The sequence below is a fragment of the Occultella gossypii genome (assembly GCF_019947135.1).
GTDB lineage: Bacteria > Actinomycetota > Actinomycetes > Actinomycetales > Beutenbergiaceae > Occultella > Occultella gossypii.
In genome coordinates, this window is sequence record NZ_JAGSHT010000018.1 from 35,290 (window position 1) to 53,159 (window position 17,870).

At 70.8% G+C, this 17,870-nt stretch carries 20 protein-coding genes; 11 read left to right on the top strand and 9 right to left on the bottom strand.

Annotation, left to right across the window (positions count from 1 at the left end; all coding sequences use genetic code 11):
• Positions 1–96 precede the first annotated feature (96 nt).
• Complete coding sequence (locus tag KCQ71_RS19005) at positions 97–783, top strand: YesL family protein (RefSeq protein WP_223408840.1); 687 nt, start codon at positions 97–99, stop codon at positions 781–783.
• Positions 776–2,836 carry a beta-galactosidase gene (locus tag KCQ71_RS19010; protein ID WP_223408842.1) on the top strand — a complete coding sequence of 687 codons (2,061 nt, stop codon included), beginning with the start codon at positions 776–778 and terminating at the stop codon, positions 2,834–2,836. Before KCQ71_RS19005 ends, KCQ71_RS19010 begins: the two co-directional genes overlap by 8 nt.
• Positions 2,837–2,842: 6 nt before the next feature.
• On the opposite strand, the gene KCQ71_RS19015 is transcribed toward KCQ71_RS19010, so the two are convergent.
• Positions 2,843–3,841 carry a magnesium and cobalt transport protein CorA gene (locus KCQ71_RS19015; protein WP_223408844.1) on the bottom strand — a complete coding sequence of 333 codons (999 nt, stop codon included), beginning with the start codon at positions 3,839–3,841 and terminating at the stop codon, positions 2,843–2,845.
• 102 nt (positions 3,842–3,943) lie between these two features.
• On the opposite strand from KCQ71_RS19015, the gene KCQ71_RS19020 reads away from it, so the two are divergent.
• A complete protein-coding gene (locus KCQ71_RS19020; RefSeq protein ID WP_223408846.1) occupies positions 3,944–5,365 on the top strand; it encodes an MFS transporter in 1,422 nt (473 codons plus the stop codon).
• Positions 5,366–5,367: 2 nt separating this feature from the next.
• Here KCQ71_RS19020 and KCQ71_RS19025 read toward each other — a convergent pair whose 3' ends face one another.
• Both KCQ71_RS19025 and KCQ71_RS19030 read right to left on the bottom strand, forming a co-directional pair.
• On the bottom strand, positions 5,368–6,180 hold the full coding sequence (locus tag KCQ71_RS19025) for an SGNH/GDSL hydrolase family protein (RefSeq protein WP_223408849.1): 813 nt from the start codon (positions 6,178–6,180) through the stop codon (positions 5,368–5,370).
• Complete coding sequence (locus tag KCQ71_RS19030) at positions 6,177–6,893, bottom strand: hypothetical protein (protein WP_223408851.1); 717 nt, start codon at positions 6,891–6,893, stop codon at positions 6,177–6,179. The genes KCQ71_RS19025 and KCQ71_RS19030 overlap by 4 nt, the downstream gene beginning before the upstream one ends.
• Positions 6,894–6,984: 91 nt before the next feature.
• Between KCQ71_RS19030 and KCQ71_RS19035 the strand changes: the two genes are divergently transcribed.
• The gene (locus KCQ71_RS19035) at positions 6,985–7,503 is read left to right on the top strand and encodes a MarR family winged helix-turn-helix transcriptional regulator (RefSeq protein WP_223408853.1); all 519 of its coding nucleotides are present in this window, start codon (positions 6,985–6,987) and stop codon (positions 7,501–7,503) included.
• Positions 7,504–7,562: 59 nt separating this feature from the next.
• Here KCQ71_RS19035 and KCQ71_RS19040 read toward each other — a convergent pair whose 3' ends face one another.
• Positions 7,563–7,886 carry a helix-turn-helix transcriptional regulator gene (locus KCQ71_RS19040; protein ID WP_223408855.1) on the bottom strand — a complete coding sequence of 108 codons (324 nt, stop codon included), beginning with the start codon at positions 7,884–7,886 and terminating at the stop codon, positions 7,563–7,565.
• Between the two features lie 66 nt (positions 7,887–7,952).
• Here KCQ71_RS19040 and map point away from each other — a divergent pair, with 66 nt between their 5' ends.
• Together map and KCQ71_RS19050 are read left to right on the top strand one after the other, a co-directional pair.
• Positions 7,953–8,735 carry a type I methionyl aminopeptidase gene (map, locus tag KCQ71_RS19045; RefSeq protein WP_223408857.1) on the top strand — a complete coding sequence of 261 codons (783 nt, stop codon included), beginning with the start codon at positions 7,953–7,955 and terminating at the stop codon, positions 8,733–8,735.
• Between the two features lie 100 nt (positions 8,736–8,835).
• The gene (locus tag KCQ71_RS19050; protein ID WP_223408859.1) at positions 8,836–9,498 is read left to right on the top strand and encodes a Type 1 glutamine amidotransferase-like domain-containing protein; all 663 of its coding nucleotides are present in this window, start codon (positions 8,836–8,838) and stop codon (positions 9,496–9,498) included.
• Positions 9,499–9,530: 32 nt separating this feature from the next.
• On the opposite strand, the gene KCQ71_RS19055 is transcribed toward KCQ71_RS19050, so the two are convergent.
• On the bottom strand, positions 9,531–10,106 hold the full coding sequence (locus KCQ71_RS19055) for a CGNR zinc finger domain-containing protein (RefSeq protein ID WP_223408861.1): 576 nt from the start codon (positions 10,104–10,106) through the stop codon (positions 9,531–9,533).
• A 103-nt stretch (positions 10,107–10,209) separates the two neighbouring features.
• Between KCQ71_RS19055 and KCQ71_RS19060 the strand changes: the two genes are divergently transcribed.
• Entirely contained in the window at positions 10,210–11,382 is a 1,173-nt protein-coding gene (locus tag KCQ71_RS19060; protein WP_223408863.1) for an epoxide hydrolase family protein, read from the top strand.
• A gap of 43 nt (positions 11,383–11,425) precedes the next feature.
• On the opposite strand, the gene KCQ71_RS19065 is transcribed toward KCQ71_RS19060, so the two are convergent.
• The 3 genes from KCQ71_RS19065 to KCQ71_RS19075 form a co-directional block, all read right to left on the bottom strand.
• Positions 11,426–12,148, bottom strand: coding sequence for a copper homeostasis protein CutC (locus KCQ71_RS19065; protein WP_223408865.1), 723 nt, complete (start codon positions 12,146–12,148; stop codon positions 11,426–11,428).
• 5 nt (positions 12,149–12,153) lie between these two features.
• The gene (gene gdhA, locus KCQ71_RS19070; protein WP_223408867.1) at positions 12,154–13,491 is read right to left on the bottom strand and encodes an NADP-specific glutamate dehydrogenase; all 1,338 of its coding nucleotides are present in this window, start codon (positions 13,489–13,491) and stop codon (positions 12,154–12,156) included.
• Positions 13,492–13,650: 159 nt separating this feature from the next.
• Positions 13,651–14,076 carry a hypothetical protein gene (locus KCQ71_RS19075; protein ID WP_223408869.1) on the bottom strand — a complete coding sequence of 142 codons (426 nt, stop codon included), beginning with the start codon at positions 14,074–14,076 and terminating at the stop codon, positions 13,651–13,653.
• Between the two features lie 142 nt (positions 14,077–14,218).
• On the opposite strand from KCQ71_RS19075, the gene KCQ71_RS19080 reads away from it, so the two are divergent.
• On the top strand, positions 14,219–14,764 hold the full coding sequence (locus KCQ71_RS19080; protein ID WP_223408871.1) for a tetratricopeptide repeat protein: 546 nt from the start codon (positions 14,219–14,221) through the stop codon (positions 14,762–14,764).
• A gap of 71 nt (positions 14,765–14,835) precedes the next feature.
• On the opposite strand, the gene KCQ71_RS19085 is transcribed toward KCQ71_RS19080, so the two are convergent.
• Positions 14,836–15,297: a carboxymuconolactone decarboxylase family protein gene (locus KCQ71_RS19085; protein WP_223408873.1), complete on the bottom strand. Its 462-nt coding sequence runs from the start codon at positions 15,295–15,297 to the stop codon at positions 14,836–14,838.
• Positions 15,298–15,415: 118 nt separating this feature from the next.
• Here KCQ71_RS19085 and pdxR point away from each other — a divergent pair, with 118 nt between their 5' ends.
• The 3 genes from pdxR to KCQ71_RS19100 all read left to right on the top strand — a co-directional run bounded on the left by pdxR (position 15,416) and on the right by KCQ71_RS19100 (position 17,850).
• Positions 15,416–16,849, top strand: a complete 1,434-nt coding sequence (gene pdxR, locus KCQ71_RS19090) for a MocR-like pyridoxine biosynthesis transcription factor PdxR (protein ID WP_223408875.1) — start codon at positions 15,416–15,418, stop codon at positions 16,847–16,849.
• Positions 16,850–16,869: 20 nt separating this feature from the next.
• Positions 16,870–17,253, top strand: coding sequence for a VOC family protein (locus KCQ71_RS19095; protein ID WP_223408877.1), 384 nt, complete (start codon positions 16,870–16,872; stop codon positions 17,251–17,253).
• Between the two features lie 99 nt (positions 17,254–17,352).
• A complete protein-coding gene (locus tag KCQ71_RS19100; protein ID WP_223408879.1) occupies positions 17,353–17,850 on the top strand; it encodes a hypothetical protein in 498 nt (165 codons plus the stop codon).
• The last annotated feature ends 20 nt before the right edge of the window (positions 17,851–17,870 follow it).

Below are 17,870 nucleotides of genomic sequence, written 5' to 3' on the forward strand. Positions count from 1 at the left end.
CCACCCCCGGTGCCGGGCGGCGGCTCGGGCCGACCCCAGCCCGCCGACCCGAGCCGCCGACCCGCCGACCCACCCTGGAGCGACACAATGACGTCCATGGCACAGCGCGACTTCTCCAGCCGACCCATCTCCCGGGTGGCCGCGGTGATCCACTGGCTCGTGGTCCTGGAGGTGTGCTGGGTCCTCGCGTCGCTGCCCGGCCTGGTCCTGCTGCTCCTGCTCGCTCCGGATGCCAGCAACATCCCGCTGATGGCCCTCGCCATGGTGCCGCTCGGCCCGGCCACCGGCGCGGTCGTGTACTCCTGGCGGGCGTTCGGCGAGGACGGCGACCCCGAACCGGCCCGCTACTTCCTGCGCGGCTACCGGCGCTGCGCCTGGGACGTGTTGCGCTGGTGGCTGCCCGCGCTCGCCGCGCTGACGCTGATCGGCATCAACCTGACCAACCTGGACGCGGTCACCGGACCACCGGCCCTGCGCACCGTCCTCGGGGCGGTGAGCGCCGCCGTCGGGCTCGGACTGATCGTGGCCAGCGGCCACGCCGTGGTGATCTCGTCCCTGTACAAGCTGCGCACCCGGGACGTCGCCCGGCTGAGCATCTACTACCTGACCGCGAAGCCCATGGCGAGCATCGGCGTCGCGGCGCTCGTGGCGGTCGTCGTGGGTGCCGCACTCGGCGTATCCGACTGGCTCCCTGTGCTCGCCGCCGCCCCGCTGATCTGGCTGCTGCTGCGTGGGGAGCGTCCCGTCCGCAACCATCTCGAGGAGAACTTCATCGATGGCTGACCACCAGCTGCCCGCGATCGCCTACGGCGGCGACTACAACCCGGAGCAGTGGCCCGAGGAGGTCTGGGCCGACGACCATCGCGCGTTCGGGCTGGCCCGCATCGACACCCTCACCGTCGGGGTGTTCGCGTGGGCGCACCTGCAGACCGCCGAGGACACCTACGACTTCACCACCCTGGATGCGATCGTGGCCCGGATCGTCGCCGAGGGCCGCCGGATCGTGCTGGCCACCGCGACCGGGGCCCTGCCGCCGTGGCTCGCGAAGGCGCACCCGGAGGTGACCCGCACCGACTTCGAGGGTCGCCGACACCGATACGGGCAGCGGCACAACGCGTGCCCGAGCTCCCCGGTGTTCCAGCGCCTCTCGGCCGCACTGGCCGGACGGATCGCGCAGCGCTACGCGGGCACCCCGGGCCTGATCGCCTGGCACGTCGGGAACGAGTACGGCGGCGCCTGCTACTGCGACAACTGCGCCGCCGCGTTCCGGGTCTGGCTGCGCGAGCGGTACGGCAGCCTGGACCGGCTCAACCAGGCCTGGAACGCCACGTTCTGGTCGCACACGTTCACGGACTGGGACGAGATCGAGCCACCGAGCGCGCTCACCGAGCACTGGCGCGGACCGAACCACACCGCGTTCCAGGGCATCACGCTCGACTACCTCCGGTTCACCTCGGACGCGATGCTGCGCAACTTCACCGACGAGAAGGCCGCGATCCGCGAGCACGACCCGCACACCCCGGTGACCACGAACTTCATGGGCATGTACCGCCCGATCGACTACCACCGCTGGGCCGAGCACCTGGATCTCGCCTCCTGGGACAACTACCCACCGAACGAGCAGTCCCAGGCCCGGATGGCGTTCACGCACGACCTGATGCGCGGGCTCAAGGACGGCGCCCCGTTCTGGGTGATGGAGCAGACCCCGACCACCACCGCGAGCCGGGACGTGAACCCGGTCAAGCGGCCCGGGGTGCTGCGGTTGTGGTCGTGGCAGTCGGTCGCGCACGGCGCGGACGCGGTGCTGTACTTCCAGATGCGCCAGTCCGTCGGGGCGTGCGAGAAGTACCACGGCGCCCTGCTCGACCACACCGGACGGACGGACACCCGCGCGTTCACCGAGGCAGCCACGCTCGGCGCCGAGCTCGAACGCCTCGGCGACGCGGTGCTCGGCGCACGCACGCCGGCCCGGGTGGCACTGCTGTTCGACTGGGACAGTTGGTGGGCGGCCGAGATCTCCGACGGCCCGAACCGGCACGTGCGCTACCCGGACGTGGTGCTGGGCTATCACCGCGCGCTGTGGGACGCGAACGTGGGCCTGGACGCGGTCCCGGTCACCGCGGACCTGACCGGCTACGACGTGGTCCTCGCGCCGCTGCTGCACATGATCAAGGGCGACCTCACGCAGCGGCTCGCCGCCGTGGTCGCTCGCGGCGGCACCGTGATCACGTCCTTCCTGTCCGGGCGGGTGGACTCCGACGACAACGCCTTCCTCGGCGACGACCCCGCCGGCTTCACGTCCCTTTTCGGGGTGCGGGTGGCCGAGACGGACGCCCAGCCGACCGACGTCGCGAACCCGGTCACCCTCACCGACCCCGACGGCGGTGGCTCGCTCACCGCCGACGGCCGGTTGGTGATGGAGGTCCTCGTGCCCGAGGGCGCCGACGTGATCGGCACCTACGGCGCGGACTTCTACGTCGGCGAGCCGGCCGTGACCCGGTACCGGCCCGGTACGGCAGCCGGGGGCGGGGCCGGGCGGTCGGGCGAGGCCTGGTACGTGGGCACGCAACTGGCGGCCGACGGCGTCGCCTGGGTGGTCCAGGCGGCGCTCGCCCGGTACGGGCTGCTCGGGCCGCACCCGGACGTCGCGGACCTCGAGGTGTGCGTGCGGGAACGCGACGGCGTGCGCCACACGTTCGTGCTCTGGCACGGCGACGCACCGGTCGAGGTGCCCGCGCACGTCGCAGGCACGGACGTGCTCACCGGGCGGGTCATCACCGTCGGTGAGACGCTGCGGCTCGCCCCGAAGGATGTGCTGGTGATCCGTGAGCGATAGGGCCCGCTACATCCACTTGCGCCACTTGAAGATGCGCCACAGGGTCAGGCTCGTCGCCGCCATGAGCGCGAGCGCGAAGGGATAGCCCAACGCCCAGTGCAGCTCGGGCATGTGGTCGAAGTTCATGCCGTAGATCGCGCCGACGAGCGACGGTCCGAACAGGATGGCCGCCCAGCCCGAGATCTTCTTCACCTGGTCGTTCTGCTCGAGCGAGGTCTCGGTCTGGCGCTGCGTGACGATCGTGGCGTTCACGGTGAGCGCGTTCGCCAGGATGGCGCGGAACGATGCGATGCGGTCGGTCACCTGGATGACGTGGTCGGCGACGTCGCGCAACAGACGCTGCAGCTCGACGTCCACGCCGTACTTCTCGCCGCCACGCTGGAGCGCGTCGAGCATGCCGGCCAGCGGCTGGGTGCTCCGCTGGAACGCGATGACCTCCCTGGAGAGCTCGTAGATCCGCCGCGAGAGCGCCATCCGCGTGTCGCTGAAGAGCGCGTCCTCGATCTCGTCGATGTCGTTCTCGACACCGTGGATGACCGGCTGGTACTGGTCGACGACCTCATCGAGGATGGCGTACAGCACGGCCTCGGCGCCGCGGGCGAGCAGGTCCGGTTCGGCCTCCAGCCGACGCCGCACCTGCGACAGGTCGGGCGCATCACCATGGCGCACGGTGACGACGAAGTCGTGGCCGACGAAGACGTGCAGTTCGCCGAACTCGACCGTCTCGGTCGCGTCCTCGTACCAGGCCGGCCGCAGCACCACGAAGAGCGTGTCCCCGTAGCGGTCGAGCTTCGCCCGCTGATGGCCGGTGCGCGCATCCTCGACAGCGAGCTGATGGAGCCCGAACTCGTCCGCCACTGTCGTCAGCTCGTCGTCCGTGGGCCGCAGCAGGCCGATCCAGCCGAGCCCGCCCTTGGCGCGCAGGTACTCGAAGGTCTGGTCCAGGCTGGTGGGATCGGCGATCCGCGCGCCGTCGACGTACACGGCGTTGTCGATGAGAGGCACCTCTGCATTGTCCGCGCCCGCGCGGGGGCGCGGGAGGGACACGCCGGTCGCGGGCTGGGCACCTGACTCGGGCGTCGGGGCTGCGTGGTAGACCTAGCCCTGATGCCCACCACCCCACCGGCCGTCGTGAGCCGTCCCTGGCAGGCCTTCGCGGTCTGCCTGACGGCGGGCTTCATGACCCTGCTCGACGTCTCCATCGTGAACGTCGCACTGCCCTCGATCGAGGGCGCCCTGTCCGCGAGCCCGTCCCACCTGCAGTGGATCGTGGCCGGGTACACGCTCGCGTTCGGCCTGGTGCTGGTGCCCGCGGGGCGGCTCGGGGACATGTTCGGGCGGCGGGTGATGTTCCTGATCGGGCTGACGCTGTTCGTGCTGACCAGCGCGCTGTGCGGGCTCGTGGTGTCCGCGCCGATGCTGGCCGTGGGCCGGCTGCTGCAGGGCGCCGCCGCGGGACTGCTGAACCCGCAGGTGATCGCGATGATCCAGGAGTTGTTCCGCGGCCCGGACCGCGGCCGCGCATTCGGCTGGTTCGGTGCCACCGTGGGCTTCTCGACCGCCGTCGGCCCGCTGCTGGGCGGCGCGCTGATCGCCGCGTTCGGCCCGGAGCAGGGGTGGCGGGCGGTGTTCCTGGTCAACGTCCCGGTGGGTCTGGTCGCACTGGTGCTCGCCTGGCGGCTGCTGCCACGGGTGCGGCCGGCCCGCGACGGCGGGGCGAAGGTCAGCCTGGACGCGCCCGGGCTGGTGCTGCTCGGGATCGCCGTGGTGAGCTTCCTGTTCCCGTTCGTGCAGGTCTCCGAGGGCTCGATCACCGACGCACCCTGGTGGTTGCTGGTCGTGGCCGCGCTCGCCCTGGTGGGGTTCCGGTGGTGGGAACGTCGGCTCGAGGCGCGCGGCGGCCAACCGGTGATCACCACGGACCTGCTGCACACGCCGTCGTACATCCGCGGCGCGACGCTCGGGATGGCCTACTTCGGTGGGTTCACCGGGATCTTCCTGGTATCCACCCTCTATCTGCAGAACGGGTTGGGGCTCGAGGCCTGGCAGGCCGGGCTGGTGCTCACCCCGTTCGCGCTCGCCGGATCACTCTCGTCCTGGCTCGGTGGTCGGTGGGTGAACCGGTACGGGCGGCGGCTCGTCGTGGTCGGGATCGTGCTGATGCTGATCGGGATCGCGGCCACGGACGTGCTCGTGAGCCTGTTCGACGGCGCATCGGTCGTCTGGTGGATCGCGGCGGTCCTGATCGTCTCCGGTTTCGGCAACGGCATCGTCATCTCCCCGAACCAGGCGCTCACCCTCGCCGACGTGCCGGTGCACCACGCCGGTGTCGCCGCAGGCGCCCTGCAGACCGGGCAGCGCGTCGGCACCTCGGTGGGCGTGGCCGCCACCGCCGCGGTGTTCTTCTCGACCCTCGCCGCCTCGGGCGACTACGACCACGCCATGTCACTGAGCCTGCGGGTGGTGCTGGTCATCGTGGCCGTGGCGCTGGTGATCGCCGTCGTGGACGAGCGGCGACGGCTGGCCTGATCTCAACGGCGTGCGGAGGCGAGCGCCACGAGCACGTGTGCGGCGAGGTTCGCCTGTGCAGCGAGGGTCGTGTGCAGGCCGTCCTCCAGATACGGCTCATCAACCCCGACCGACGGCCCTGAGTCCACCACGAGATCCCCCGTGCTCGCGAGGGTGGCCGCGAGCGCCGAGACATCCCGGTTGGTCCAGGTCATTCCTGCGAAGTAGGGGTAGGCCGCGATCTTCGCTTCGTCGACCGGAGTGGGCGTCAGCCAGACCCATCGGAGATCACGCCCCCCGCCTGCGCGCCGGCGGATCAGGCGCAGGTTCCGTTCGGTCTCCGGCTCGCTGACCAGGCGCGGCCCTGCGGCGGTGTCGAACCGCCGGGCGTCGTTGCCGCCCAGCATGCACAGGATCCAGTCCGCTCCCGTTCGCGCGACCTGCCCGATCGCGGTGAGCGTCTGCGTCGTGGTGGCACCCGAGACGGAGAGATTCCGCAGGTTCAGGTCCAGGTCCGGACGCTCGGCGGAAAGCAGGCCGGCGAGGAGTTCGAACCAGGAGAGCCGGTCCGCCGTCGAGCTCTCGCCGAGCGCGACGATCGTCTGCCCGGGCTGCAGCGGTAGGGCGGCCAACGCGGCACGCACGTCGGGGCGGGCGCCCAGCGACTCGACAGCGGCACGCCTGGAGTCATCCAGTTCCCGTTCGGCAGCCAGGAGCTCGCCGACGGTCGTGCCGAACAGTGCGGCCCGGGTCTGATCGTCCATCGTGCGGACGTAGCCCAGGGACCGTTCCGGGTCCTGGAAGCGGACGAGCTTCTCCAGTTGGGCGTCGGTCATGCCGGGACCCCTCGCTGTGGTGACTGGTTGGCCGGTGCCCGGTGTTTGGGCAGGCGGAAGGCAACGATGATGAGCCACGCGAGGGTGGGAAACCTCGCGATCGGGAGCAGGAACGCGAGTGCGGGGACGGCGAAGGAGAGCGTCGCGAGCACGGCGACTCCGGCGATCACGAGGCCCGCCCACGCGAGCCAGCGAGGGAGCAGCCCGGCGAGCAGCCCGGGTACGGCGATACCGGCGACGAGCAGGCCGCTCGGCACGACGAAGGCCGGTCCGCCGGAGATGAAGGCAAGATCGTGCAGCATCCGGACCAGCTCGTCGTGCTCGACGAGCTCGGGCCGCGAGAGCGCCCACGTCATCATGGCCGAGATCGACATCGCCCCGGCCGCCAGCACGCCGCCGACCAGCGCGATCGTGGCGCCGGGGGCGCGAACGCCGAGTCTGTTCAGGCGCACGGATGCCGTGGCCGTGAAGATGGCCAGTGGGAACGACGCGGCGAACTGCAACAGCGCGGTGACGAGCACCGGCGTCGGGTTCGTCCGGAAGTAGTCGAGAATCGCGCCCTCGTCGCCGAATGGCGAGGGGTACGTCTGCCCTCCGCTGAGCACCGCGGGCAAGGTCAAGGACATCATCACCAACGCCACGGTGGCGATGGCCGTGGGTGGCAGCGGAGGCCCTCCTTGGCGGAGCGGGCGGGCGGGTGCGGTGATGGCCATGGCTTCTCGGATCTGTGGAGGAGACGAGTTGGTTGCTCTATGGGAATCATTCATACCACAGAATCATTCATGATAGTGATACACTCAGGCCATGGATCGGGACGACGGATCAGCGCCGAGAACCAGCGCTTCGGGGCAGCGCGTCGCGTTCCTGCTGTCCCAGGTGGGGGGCTTTGCGGCGGACAGGTTCGCCGAGCGAGTCGCGACGCTGGGCGTCGTGCCCGGGGACGTCGGACTGTTACGACTGATCGCGACCCACCCCGGGGTCAGCCAACGCGCACTCGCGGACCTACTCGGCGTCGGGCCGAGCCGGGTGGTCGCCCTCGTCGACGGCCTCGAGCGCAAGGGACTGGCGCAGCGAACCCGGAGCGAGACCGATCGCCGTCACCACGAGCTGAGCCTCACCGCCGCCGGCCGCTCGGTATTGACGGACATGCGCGAACTCGGCGCGGCGCACGAGGCGGACCTGTTGCGCGGCCTGACGGTCGCCGAGCGCCACACCCTCGGCTCGCTACTGGCGACGATCGCGGCGAGTCATGACCTTCCACCGGACGTCCACCCGGGCTACCGATCCGCGGGACGTCCCGACGCGACCTCCCCGACGTCCTGACCGCACCGCCCCGCAGGTCCGGAACCGGTGCGACGAGGCACTCGCGGTGACCGCTGCCGTCAGATCGGCGCGCGTCGGTCGGGAGATGAGGATCCGGTCGGCATCAGCATCCCGCGACCGTCGTGCTCGACACCACGGTCGGGCTCGTTGACCTCGGCCCAGACCACATCGAGGGAGAGCCCGAGGACGTCGGCGATCGCGGCGACGGTCGGGAACGCAGGGGTCGCGACGCGGCCCGACTCGATCTTCCGCAGCGTCTCGGGTGAGACACGGGCGTCGAGCGCAACCTCGAGCATCGAGCGCTCGCCCCTGGCGCGGCGCAGCAGCGCGCCGAGGCGACGTCCGCGCTCGACCTCTGCGGGGGTGAGTGGCAACCTGACCATGGCTCCAATAGTAGTACCGGGATAATATGGCCGGGATAATTATTGGAAGCGTCCGGAAGGCACCACATGATCGAGATCCTCAGACCCACCGAAATGGCCAAGGCACGGCACACCGGCGCCCTGGTCGCCGACATGCTGCAGACGCTGAAGAACCGAAGCCTGGTCGGCACGAACCTCCTGGACATCGACCGCTGGACCGAGGCGATGATCGCCGAGGCCGGGGCGCAGTCCTGCTACGTCGACTACGCACCGTCGTTCGGGCGTGGCCCGTTCGGCCATTACATCTGCACGGCGGTCAACGACGCCGTGCTGCACGGGATGCCGTACGACTACACGCTTGCCGACGGCGACCTGCTCACCCTCGACCTCGCGGTCTCCCACGCAGGCATCGCATCGGACGCCGCCATCAGCTTCATCGTGGGCGACGCCCGGCCCGCGGAGAGCGTCGCGATGATCGACGCGACCGAGCGCGCACTGACCGCGGGGATCGCCGCCGCCGGACCCGGCGCGCGCCTGGGCGACATCTCCCATGCCATCGGCTCGGTCCTGACCGCGGCCGGGTACTCCATCAACACCGAGTTCGGAGGCCATGGCATCGGGTCGACGATGCACCAGGACCCGCACATCGTGAACACCGGACGCCCTGGCCGTGGCTACCGGCTGCGCCCCGGACTGCTGCTCGCGCTGGAGCCGTGGGTCATGGCCGACACCGATGAACTCGTCACCGATGCCGACGGATGGACCCTCCGCAGCGCGACCGGATCCCGAACCGCGCACAGCGAGCACACGATCGCCATCACCGACGACGGGGCCGAGATCCTCACCCTGCCGCGGCCGGCCCTTGGGTGAGCGTCGGCCACACGGAGCGGTAGCTGCCCGACCTTCGATGAGTTCCGGCGCGGTCCCGGGTCTGACCGTGCATCCATCCGTCGCGAACTCTGGAGGCACCGTGAAACTCTTGCTCACGTCAGGCGGCGTCACCAACCCGAGCATCCATTCGACACTCGAGCAGCTTCTCGGCAAGCCGGTCGCCGAGTGCCACGCCCTCTGCGTCCCGACGGCGCAGTGGGGTCACCCGATGTGTGGTCCGAGATCGGTGCGGGGCCTCGTCGCCGCCGAACCCGATTTCCAGTACTTCACCGGTCTTGGTTGGGCGTCGCTCGGCGTCCTCGAGCTCACCGCGTTGCCCACCATCGGCGCCGAGAGGTGGGTCCCCTGGGTCCGGGAGGCCGACGCGCTTCTCGTCGACGGCGGCGACGCGACGTACCTGAGCCACTGGATGCGGGAGTCCGGGCTGGCCGAGCTGCTGCCCTCGCTGCCCGACATGGTCTGGGTGGGCGTGAGTGCCGGAAGCATGGTGATGACGCCCCGGATCGGGGAGTACTTCGTCGAGTGGCCGGCCGCTCCGGACGACCGCACCCTTGGCGTCGTCGACTTCTCGATCTTCCCGCACCTGAACGCCTTTCCGCAGAACACCCTGGCGGACGCGGAGCGGTGGGCTGCAGGCATCGGCGGCCCGGCCTACGCAATCGACGAACAGACGGCCATCAAGGTCGTCGACGGCGCCGTCGAGGTGGTCTCCGAAGGGCACTGGACCGAGTTCGGGTCATGACCGCGCGCTGCGGTCCTGCCCGCCGGACCCGGTCACGCAGCTGATGTGGGGCTGTTGCGCCGGTTGGCATTGAACCGGGCCTTCTTCTGACGGTTTCCGCATGTGTTCATGTCGCACCATCTGCGGGTGCGACTCTGGCTGGTGTCGAAGAAGGCGGCCCGGCAGGTCGGTGAGGCGCACAGCGCCAATCTCCCGTCTCGTTCGCCGGCGATGATGCTGATCGCGTCGGCGGCGATCACGCCGAGCGCGTCTTCCACGCCGGAGGTCGAGGTGAGCTGCCACCGCCGCTTGCCGTCGGACGTCAGGATGGCCGCCGCCCGACCCTGGACGCTGCGCTCATTGATGACGTGGACAGAGGATGCCGGGATGGTGTCCTGGATCGCGGCCGCTGTCGCGGCGGCGTGAATCGACTCTCGAAGCTCCCGGGCGAGGTCGAGCTGGGCAGTCGTGCAGGAGTCCACGGCGAGGCCGTTCAGTGCCAGCCAGTCGATGAGTCGGTGCGGCGTGGGGATGCGCTCCACAGGGTTGCCCTGACGCTCCGTCAGTGTCGCCGTGAAGCTGGTTGCGAGCACGCTGCCGAGGCGGAAGTCAGGGAACTCGGCATGCATGGAACCACCTTAGCCGGTTGCGCGACGGCTCGGCAGCCTGGTAGAACCGTCTATGCCGGTTCCGGGCGAGTGCGAGCCGGTTCCACGACGACCAGGAGGTCTCATGCCCCGTCCAACCACCGACGTTCAAGCGTTCGAGGCCCACGCGACCGACGCCGACCTCGACGATCTGCGCGCGCGACTGGCCGCGGCGCGACTGCCGGAGGCCGAGACGATCCACCGTGCCGGGCCCGACCCGCGCCGGTGGGACCAGGGCGTTCCCCTCGCCGACCTCGTCGATCTCGTGAGCTACTGGCGCACCGGGTACAACTGGCGCTCGTTCGAAGAGCGCCTCAACCGGATCGGCCAGTTCCGCACGACCATCGACGGTCTGGGAATCCACTTCCTGCACCGCCGGTCCGCGCGCGCGGATGCCACGCCGCTGATCCTGACGCACGGTTGGCCGGGCAGCGTCGCCGAGTTCATCGATGTCGTGGACGAGCTGGCAGATCCGAAGGATGCGGACGCGCCGGCGTTCCACGTGGTGGTGCCGTCGCTGCCGGGCTTCGGCTACAGCGACAAACCCGCCACCACCGGATGGGGAACCGAGAAGATCGCGGCCGCCTGGGTGGAACTGATGGGAAGGCTCGGCTACCGCACCTTCCTTGCCCACGGCGGTGACTGGGGAGGCAACATCACCACGGTTCTCGGTGGCAGGTTCCCGAAGCACGTGCTCGGTATCCACACGACGTTCGCGGAGGGGCCGCCCGGGCTGTCCACGGAAGGACTGACGAATCTCGAGCGCAGGTGGACCGAGGAGACCCACGACTTCTGGCACCACCGCGCGGCGTACGCGAAGCAGCAGGCGACCCGACCGCAGACCATCGGCTACTCACTCGTCGACTCACCGGTCGGGCTTCTCGCCTGGATCCTCGACAAGTTCGCCGAGTGGTCGGATACCGAGGACAGCCCGTTCGAGACGATCTCCAGAGACCGCGTCCTCGACGACGTCACCCTGTACTGGCTGACGCGGACCGGCGCATCGTCGGCCCGCATCTACTACGAGAGCCACAACTCGCTGGACCCCGAGCTTCGCGTCGACGTCCCGGCAGCGATCACCGTGTATCCCCGCGACATCGAGAAGTATCCGCGCCCCTGGGCGCAGGAGCGGTACCGACGGATCGTCCGATGGGGGTCGCCCGAACGCGGAGGACATTTCCCGTCACTGGAGGTGCCCGAGTATTTCGTCAAGGATCTGCAGGAGGGCCTCGCGGCAGTGCTGGCCGCTGGTCACTGAGAGCGGCGGACGGCGGGCTCGAGGTGGGACGTGGCGACCGACCTCAGGTCAGCGCGGCAGCGGCGTGCGCGATCATCTCCGGATCGGCGATCGAGTAGACGGCCGGGCCGCCCCCGGGCCCGGCGGCACCCGCGTCGTCGCGACGCACCCGCGCGGACAGGTGCACCGCGTCCACGCCGGCCTCGAGCAGCAACGGGATGTGCTCTGGCTCCACGCTGCCGCCGGCCATCACCTCGATACGACCGGACGCCGTCTGCGTGAGGGCGCCCAGCACGTCGAGACCGTCCACGGCCCGGGGCGCACCACCGGAGGTCAGCACCCGGCGCACGCCCAGGTCGGCGAGTTCTCCCAGGGCCCGGTGCTGGTCGGTGACCACGTCCAGCGCCCGGTGGAACGTGACCTCGCGCCCCTCGGCCGCACGCACCAGTGACTTGACCGCATGACGGTCGATCCCGCCGTCGGGCGTGAGGGCACCGATCACCACGCCGGCGACGCCCGCGTCCACGAGGTGCTCCAGGTCGCGGACCATGACCTCCACCTCGGTGGCGGTGAACACGAACCCACCGGGGCGGGGTCGCACCAGCACGTGCACGTCGATGCCGGCGGCGATCACGGCGTCCACCAGGCCGAGGCTCGGCGTCAGCCCGCCCATCTCGAGCGCGCTGCACAGCTCCACCCGGTCCGCCCCGCCATCGAGCGCGGCGCGGGCGCCCTGCACCCCGGTGATCGCGATCTCCAGGGCTGCGGCCCGCACGCGAGTCGCCACCGGGCTCAGATCACCCCGAGCGCGATGACCGCGTCCGCCACCTTCGTGAACCCGGCGATGTTCGCGCCGACCACGTAGTTGCCGGGCTGCCCGTACTCCTCGGCCGTGGCCGCACAGTTGTGGTGGATCGTGGCCATGATCTCGGCGAGCCGCTCCTCGGTGTGCTCGAACGACCAGGCGTCCCGGCTCGCGTTCTGCTGCATCTCCAGCGCGGAGGTGGCCACGCCGCCCGCGTTCGCCGCCTTGCCGGGCGCGAACAGCACATTCGCATCCTGCAGGAGCTGGACGGCCTTGGGGGTGGTCGGCATGTTGGCGCCCTCGGCGACCACCTTGACGCCGTTCTTGACCAGCGTGACCGCGTGGTCCTCGTGCAGTTCGTTCTGGGTGGCGCACGGCAGCGCGACCTCGGCCGGCACGTCCCAGATGGACCCCTCGGACACGAGCGTGGCGCCCGGGCGCCGGGCCACGTACTCGCTCACGCGGCCGCGCTCGACCTCCTTGATCTGACGCAGCAGACCGACGTCCACGCCGGCCTCGTCGAGGACGTATCCGGAGGAGTCGGAGAACGCGACCACGTGCGCGCCGAACTGCTGCGCCTTGTCGATCGCGTAGGTGGCCACGTTCCCGGAGCCGGAGACCACGGTGCGCTTGCCGTCGAAGCTCTCGCCCCGGGTCTTCATCATCTCGTTCGCGAACAGTACGGTGCCGAAGCCGGTGGCCTCGGTGCGCACCAGCGAGCCACCCCAGGTGAGGCCCTTGCCGGTGAGAACACCGGACTCGTACCGGTTCGTGATCCGCTTGTACTGGCCGAACAGGTAGCCGATCTCACGGCCGCCCACACCGATGTCACCGGCGGGCACGTCGGTGTACTCACCGATGTGCCGGTACAGCTCGGTCATGAAGGACTGGCAGAACCGCATCACCTCGCCGTCGCTGCGGCCGCGGGGGTCGAAGTCGGACCCACCCTTGCCGCCGCCGATCGGCATGCCGGTGAGGGCGTTCTTGAAGACCTGCTCGAAGCCGAGGAACTTCACGATCCCGAGGTAGACGGACGGGTGGAACCGCAGGCCGCCCTTGTACGGGCCGAGCGCGGAGTTGTACTCCACCCGGAAGCCACGGTTGATCCGGATCGTGCCCTCGTCGTCCACCCACGGCACCCGGAAGATGATCTGCCGCTCCGGCTCGCAGATCCGCTGCAGCACGGCCTCGTCGGCGTAGTGCGGGTTCTTCTTCAGCACCGGACCCAGGGAGTCGAACACCTCACGCACGGCCTGGTGGAACTCGACCTCGCCGGGGTTGCGGCGCAGCACGAGTTCGAAGACGGCATTCAGATCGGGTTCCACAAAGGCTCCTTGGTTCTTCGCGTGCGCGACGCAGGCGGTACTGATCGGGCGCTCGGGGGGTGGGCCCGGCTCAGGCCTGTTAACGAATCGGTGATGCGCCCGGTACAGGATAGAAACATTGCGGCCCATGCGCGAACACCGTCCGCCGGATGGACCGTCTCACCAGTGCCAGCCTCGCGAGCTCAGCTCCAACTCGCGCCGCTCGCGCTCCTCCTCCGGCACCGGCGTGGTGAGGGCCTGCCCGGGGAACGGCAGCCCGGCCAGGGCACACGCTTGGGCCAGCATCGCGTCATAGGCCGCGAGCGCGGCGCGCAGATGGTGGGCCTGGGCGTACATCCCGGGCGTTGATTCGACGAGTTGCACCTCGGCTGCGAGCTCCGCCAGCCGGATCTGCACCTCGAGCGCCACGAGGGGGTCGACGGCGGGTGCTCGCCTGGCGCGGTCCGGCCAGATCGCCTGGGTCGGGTTGGCAGCCTCGGCCCGCCTGCGGCGCTCCCGGGCCCGGCGCCGGGCCGTGAGATACCCCCACGGCCACACCGCCAGGGTGAGGGCCACGGCCCACAGCAGGAGCATCCAATAGATCACCGGCTCGCCACCTCGTCGAGTTCTCCATTGTCCGCCAGGGCCGACGCCGGCGCCAGTGCCGGCGCTGCCGGCGGGGGTTCACCTGGCGGTCGGAATCCTGCCGATCGGGCGGCGACCGGCGTGCGTGCGCCATCATGGGGCCATGGAAGGCACCGCGGCACCGAATTGGCACGAGTCGATCACCGAGCTTTGGGCGAACGCCAAGGGCCGGGACCCGGACGAGGTCCTCGCGGAGATCGAGAAGCTCGTCGCCGGGCACGAGCGTGACCCGCTGGCCGCATTCGAGCTCGCCGGCGCGTACGACTACGCCGGCCAGGAGGCCCGCGCCGAGGCGCCCTACCGACGGGCACTCTCGGGCGGGCTCGACCCGGAGCACCACCAGCAGGCGGTCATCCAGCTCGCGTCGACGCTGCGGAACCTCGGCCGGGCGACCGAGGCCGCGGACCTGCTCTGGGCCGAGCTCGACTCCACGCTCGTCGAGCCCTACGCCGCGGCGGCCCGCGCATTCCTGGCCCTCACCCTGCTGGACCTGGGTGAGGAGCGCCGTGCCGCCGTGGTCGCGCTCGAAGGGCTCCGGGACAGCCTGACCACCTACGCCGGCCCCGTGGGCCGCTACCTCGACGACGTCACCAGTTCCGACCTCGATGACGAGGAGGAAGAGGAGCCGCCCCACGTGTTCAACGGCTGACCCCGGGCACGGTCCACGACCTGCCCAGCGAGCCCACGGGGCGGGTCGACCCGTCCAGTGCGATCGAGGACTCAGGCAGCGTCGGCGAACGACTCCGGCACCATCCGCGTGGTCACGCCGATCCGGTTCCAGGCGTTGATCATCGTGATCAGCATGATCAGCGCGGCGAGGTCCTCGTCGCCGAACTGCGCCCTCGCGGCCTCCCAGACGCCGTCACCGACGCGGTCGCCCCCCTCGCTCAAGCGGGTCATCGACTCCGTCAGGTCGAGGGCGGCCCGCTCGGCGTCATCGAAGCAGGGCGCCTCGCGCCAGGTCGCCACCGCCCAGAGCCGGTTATCCGCCACGCCCGCCTTCTTGGCGTCGGCGCTGTGCTGGTCCACGCAGTAGGCACATCCGTTGATCTGACTCGCGCGCACGCGCACCAGTTCCTGCAGCGGCTGGGGCAGGTCACTCGAGCCGGTCACGGTGTCGAGGCGGATCATCGCCTTGTAGGCAGCCGGGGCCAGCTCGGAGACGATCAGTCGTGCGGTCATGGGTTCTCCTTCCGTCGACGCCTCCCGATGAGGCGCCGATTGCGACGGTAGGCCGGATATTGGCTCCTGATAAGGTCCAAATGTCAGGATTGTGATTGGGCCAATCGGAGCATCTCCCGTGGAACTCCACATCAGCCTCGAGGGGCACCCGACGGTCGTCGGCGCGATCTACCGCGGCGTCCTCGAAGCGATCCGGGACGGCCGGATACCTGGCGGGCGACGACTGCCGCCGACGCGCCAGCTCGCCCTGAACCTGGGTGTCTCCCGCAACTCCGTGGCGAGCGCGTACGAGCGGCTGACCGCGGAGGGCTACCTCGAGGCGAGGGTCGGGTCCGGGACGTACGTGCGCGCGGCACCCCCGCCACCCACGGCCGTGGCGCCCCGACGCCCCGCGGACGGGCTGCGTCCGCTCGCGGTCTGGTCCCGGATGCCGGCGGGGATGCCGCCGGCGGGCTCGAACCCGCGGTTCGACTTCTCGGTCGGGATGCCCGACGGCGAACTGTTCCCGCTCGCGACCTGGCGGCGCCTGCTCTCCCGTGAGCTCCGGGTGACGAACCTCGACCTCGGTCGCTACGCCGCGCCGTCGGGCGTTCGACCACTCCGGGCCGCGATCGCGCGGCACGTCGGTGCCTCCCGCGCCGTAAGGGCCACGGCGGACGACGTCATGGTCACGAACGGCGCCCAGCAGGCGCTCGACCTGATCGGCCGGGTGATGGTGGGCCCGGGTGACGTGGTCGCCGTCGAGGAGCCGGGCTACCCGCCCGCGCGGCGCGTCTTCGAGGCATGCGGCGCGCACGTGATCGGAGTCCGCGTGGACGGCGAGGGCCTGATGGTGGACGCGCTCCCGGCCCGCGCCCGGCTGGTGTACGTGACGCCGTCGCACCAGTTCCCCCTCGGCGCAGTGATGTCCCTGGCCCGCCGGCGGGCACTGCTGCTCTGGGCACGGGAGGCGGACGCGCTCATCGTCGAGGACGACTACGACTCCGAGTACCGGTACGCCGCCCGCCCGCTCGACCCGTTGCAGAGCCTGGACCCGGACGGGCACACCGTGTACGTCGGCTCGTTCTCCAAGACCCTCTCCCCCGCGCTGCGCCTGGGCTTCCTCGTCGCCCCGCAGGCGCTGCGCGGCCCACTGCGGGTCGCGCGGTCGTTGACCGACTGGCACGGGAACCCGATCACCGAACTCGCGCTGGCCCGGTTCATCGAGGACGGGGACCTGGCCGCGCACCTGCGGCGGACCGCCCGTGTCTACGCGGCCCGGCGGGCAGCCCTCCTGGGCGCGCTCACCGACTGGCCGCCGGGGCGGCTGGCAGTGATCCCATCCGTGGCGGGCCTGCACGTGGCTGCGCGGCTCGGTACCGGCTTGTATGCCCCGACCGTCGCCGCCCGGGCCCGGGCGGCCGGGATCGCGGTGCGGCCGATCTCACACTTCGCCGCCGACCCGGCGACGCCGGACGGAATCGTGCTCGGCTACGGCGCGATCGACGTGGAGCGGATCGGCCCTGGGTTGGAACGGCTCGCCCGGGTCATCGACGATTCCGCCGGGTCGTGACGGCCGCTACCGTGGTCGCCATGCATCGAAGCAGGATCGGTGTCGTCCTCATCGACCACCCGGCGGACCTCTACCCGGACGCGGCCCGGTTCTGGGCGGCCGCCACCGGCGGTCCCGCGACGGGTGCGCCGCCGTCGGAGAATCCCTACGAGCATCTGGCCGCCCTCGGTGGCGACGTCAGCCTCGTGCTCCAGCGCACCGGCACGGGCACGCCGTCGCGGGTGCACCTGGACATCGAGACCGACGACGTCCCGGCCGAGACGGCCCGGCTGCTCGCACTCGGCGCGCGTGTGGTCGTCGAGCACGAGGAGTACCGCATCATGGCGGACCCCGGCGGGCTGGTGTTCTGCATCGTGCCCGTGCAGACGGCCGACTTCGCCGAGCGCGCGTCGATCTGGCAGTAGCGGGCGGGGGACCATCCGCGCACGGTCGCGTGCGAGGGCTCAGTCACCAACTGCCGGTGGCTGTCCCGGCGAAGGCCCGCACCCGTACGCTGGCGGCGGATGAGACGAGGGAGCCGGACGATGTTCGACGAGTGGCGGGCGAGCCGGCGCGAGAAGGCCGCGGCGCATCGCGCGCGCGACCAGCGGCGACAGGTCATCGACGACGTGCGCGACGCCGTCGGGGCCGCCGACCCGCACCGCGTGGAGCCGGCGACCAAGCGCGCGCTGACCGATGCCCTCGCGGGCACCGCCGGACGTTCGCTGGTGGGGGTCCTGGACGAGCACGCGCGGACCGCGCTCACCGACTTCCGGGCGGCGCTCGAGGGCGTCATGGATGCCCAGGCGGCGCAACGGCTCGCCGAGACGATCGACGCGGGCTGGGATGCGACCTCGAGCCCGAACGACCTGCTGGAGGCGATCGAGAACTGGGCCGCCTATCTGGACGACCCCGCGCACGACCGGGCCCACTTGGAGAGTGTCCTGTGGCTCACGGTCCTGGCGCACGCTGACACCGCGGCGGCACTCCAGTCGGTGCGACTGCGGCTCGGCGTCGCCTGAAGCCCGAAGCCGCTCAGCCG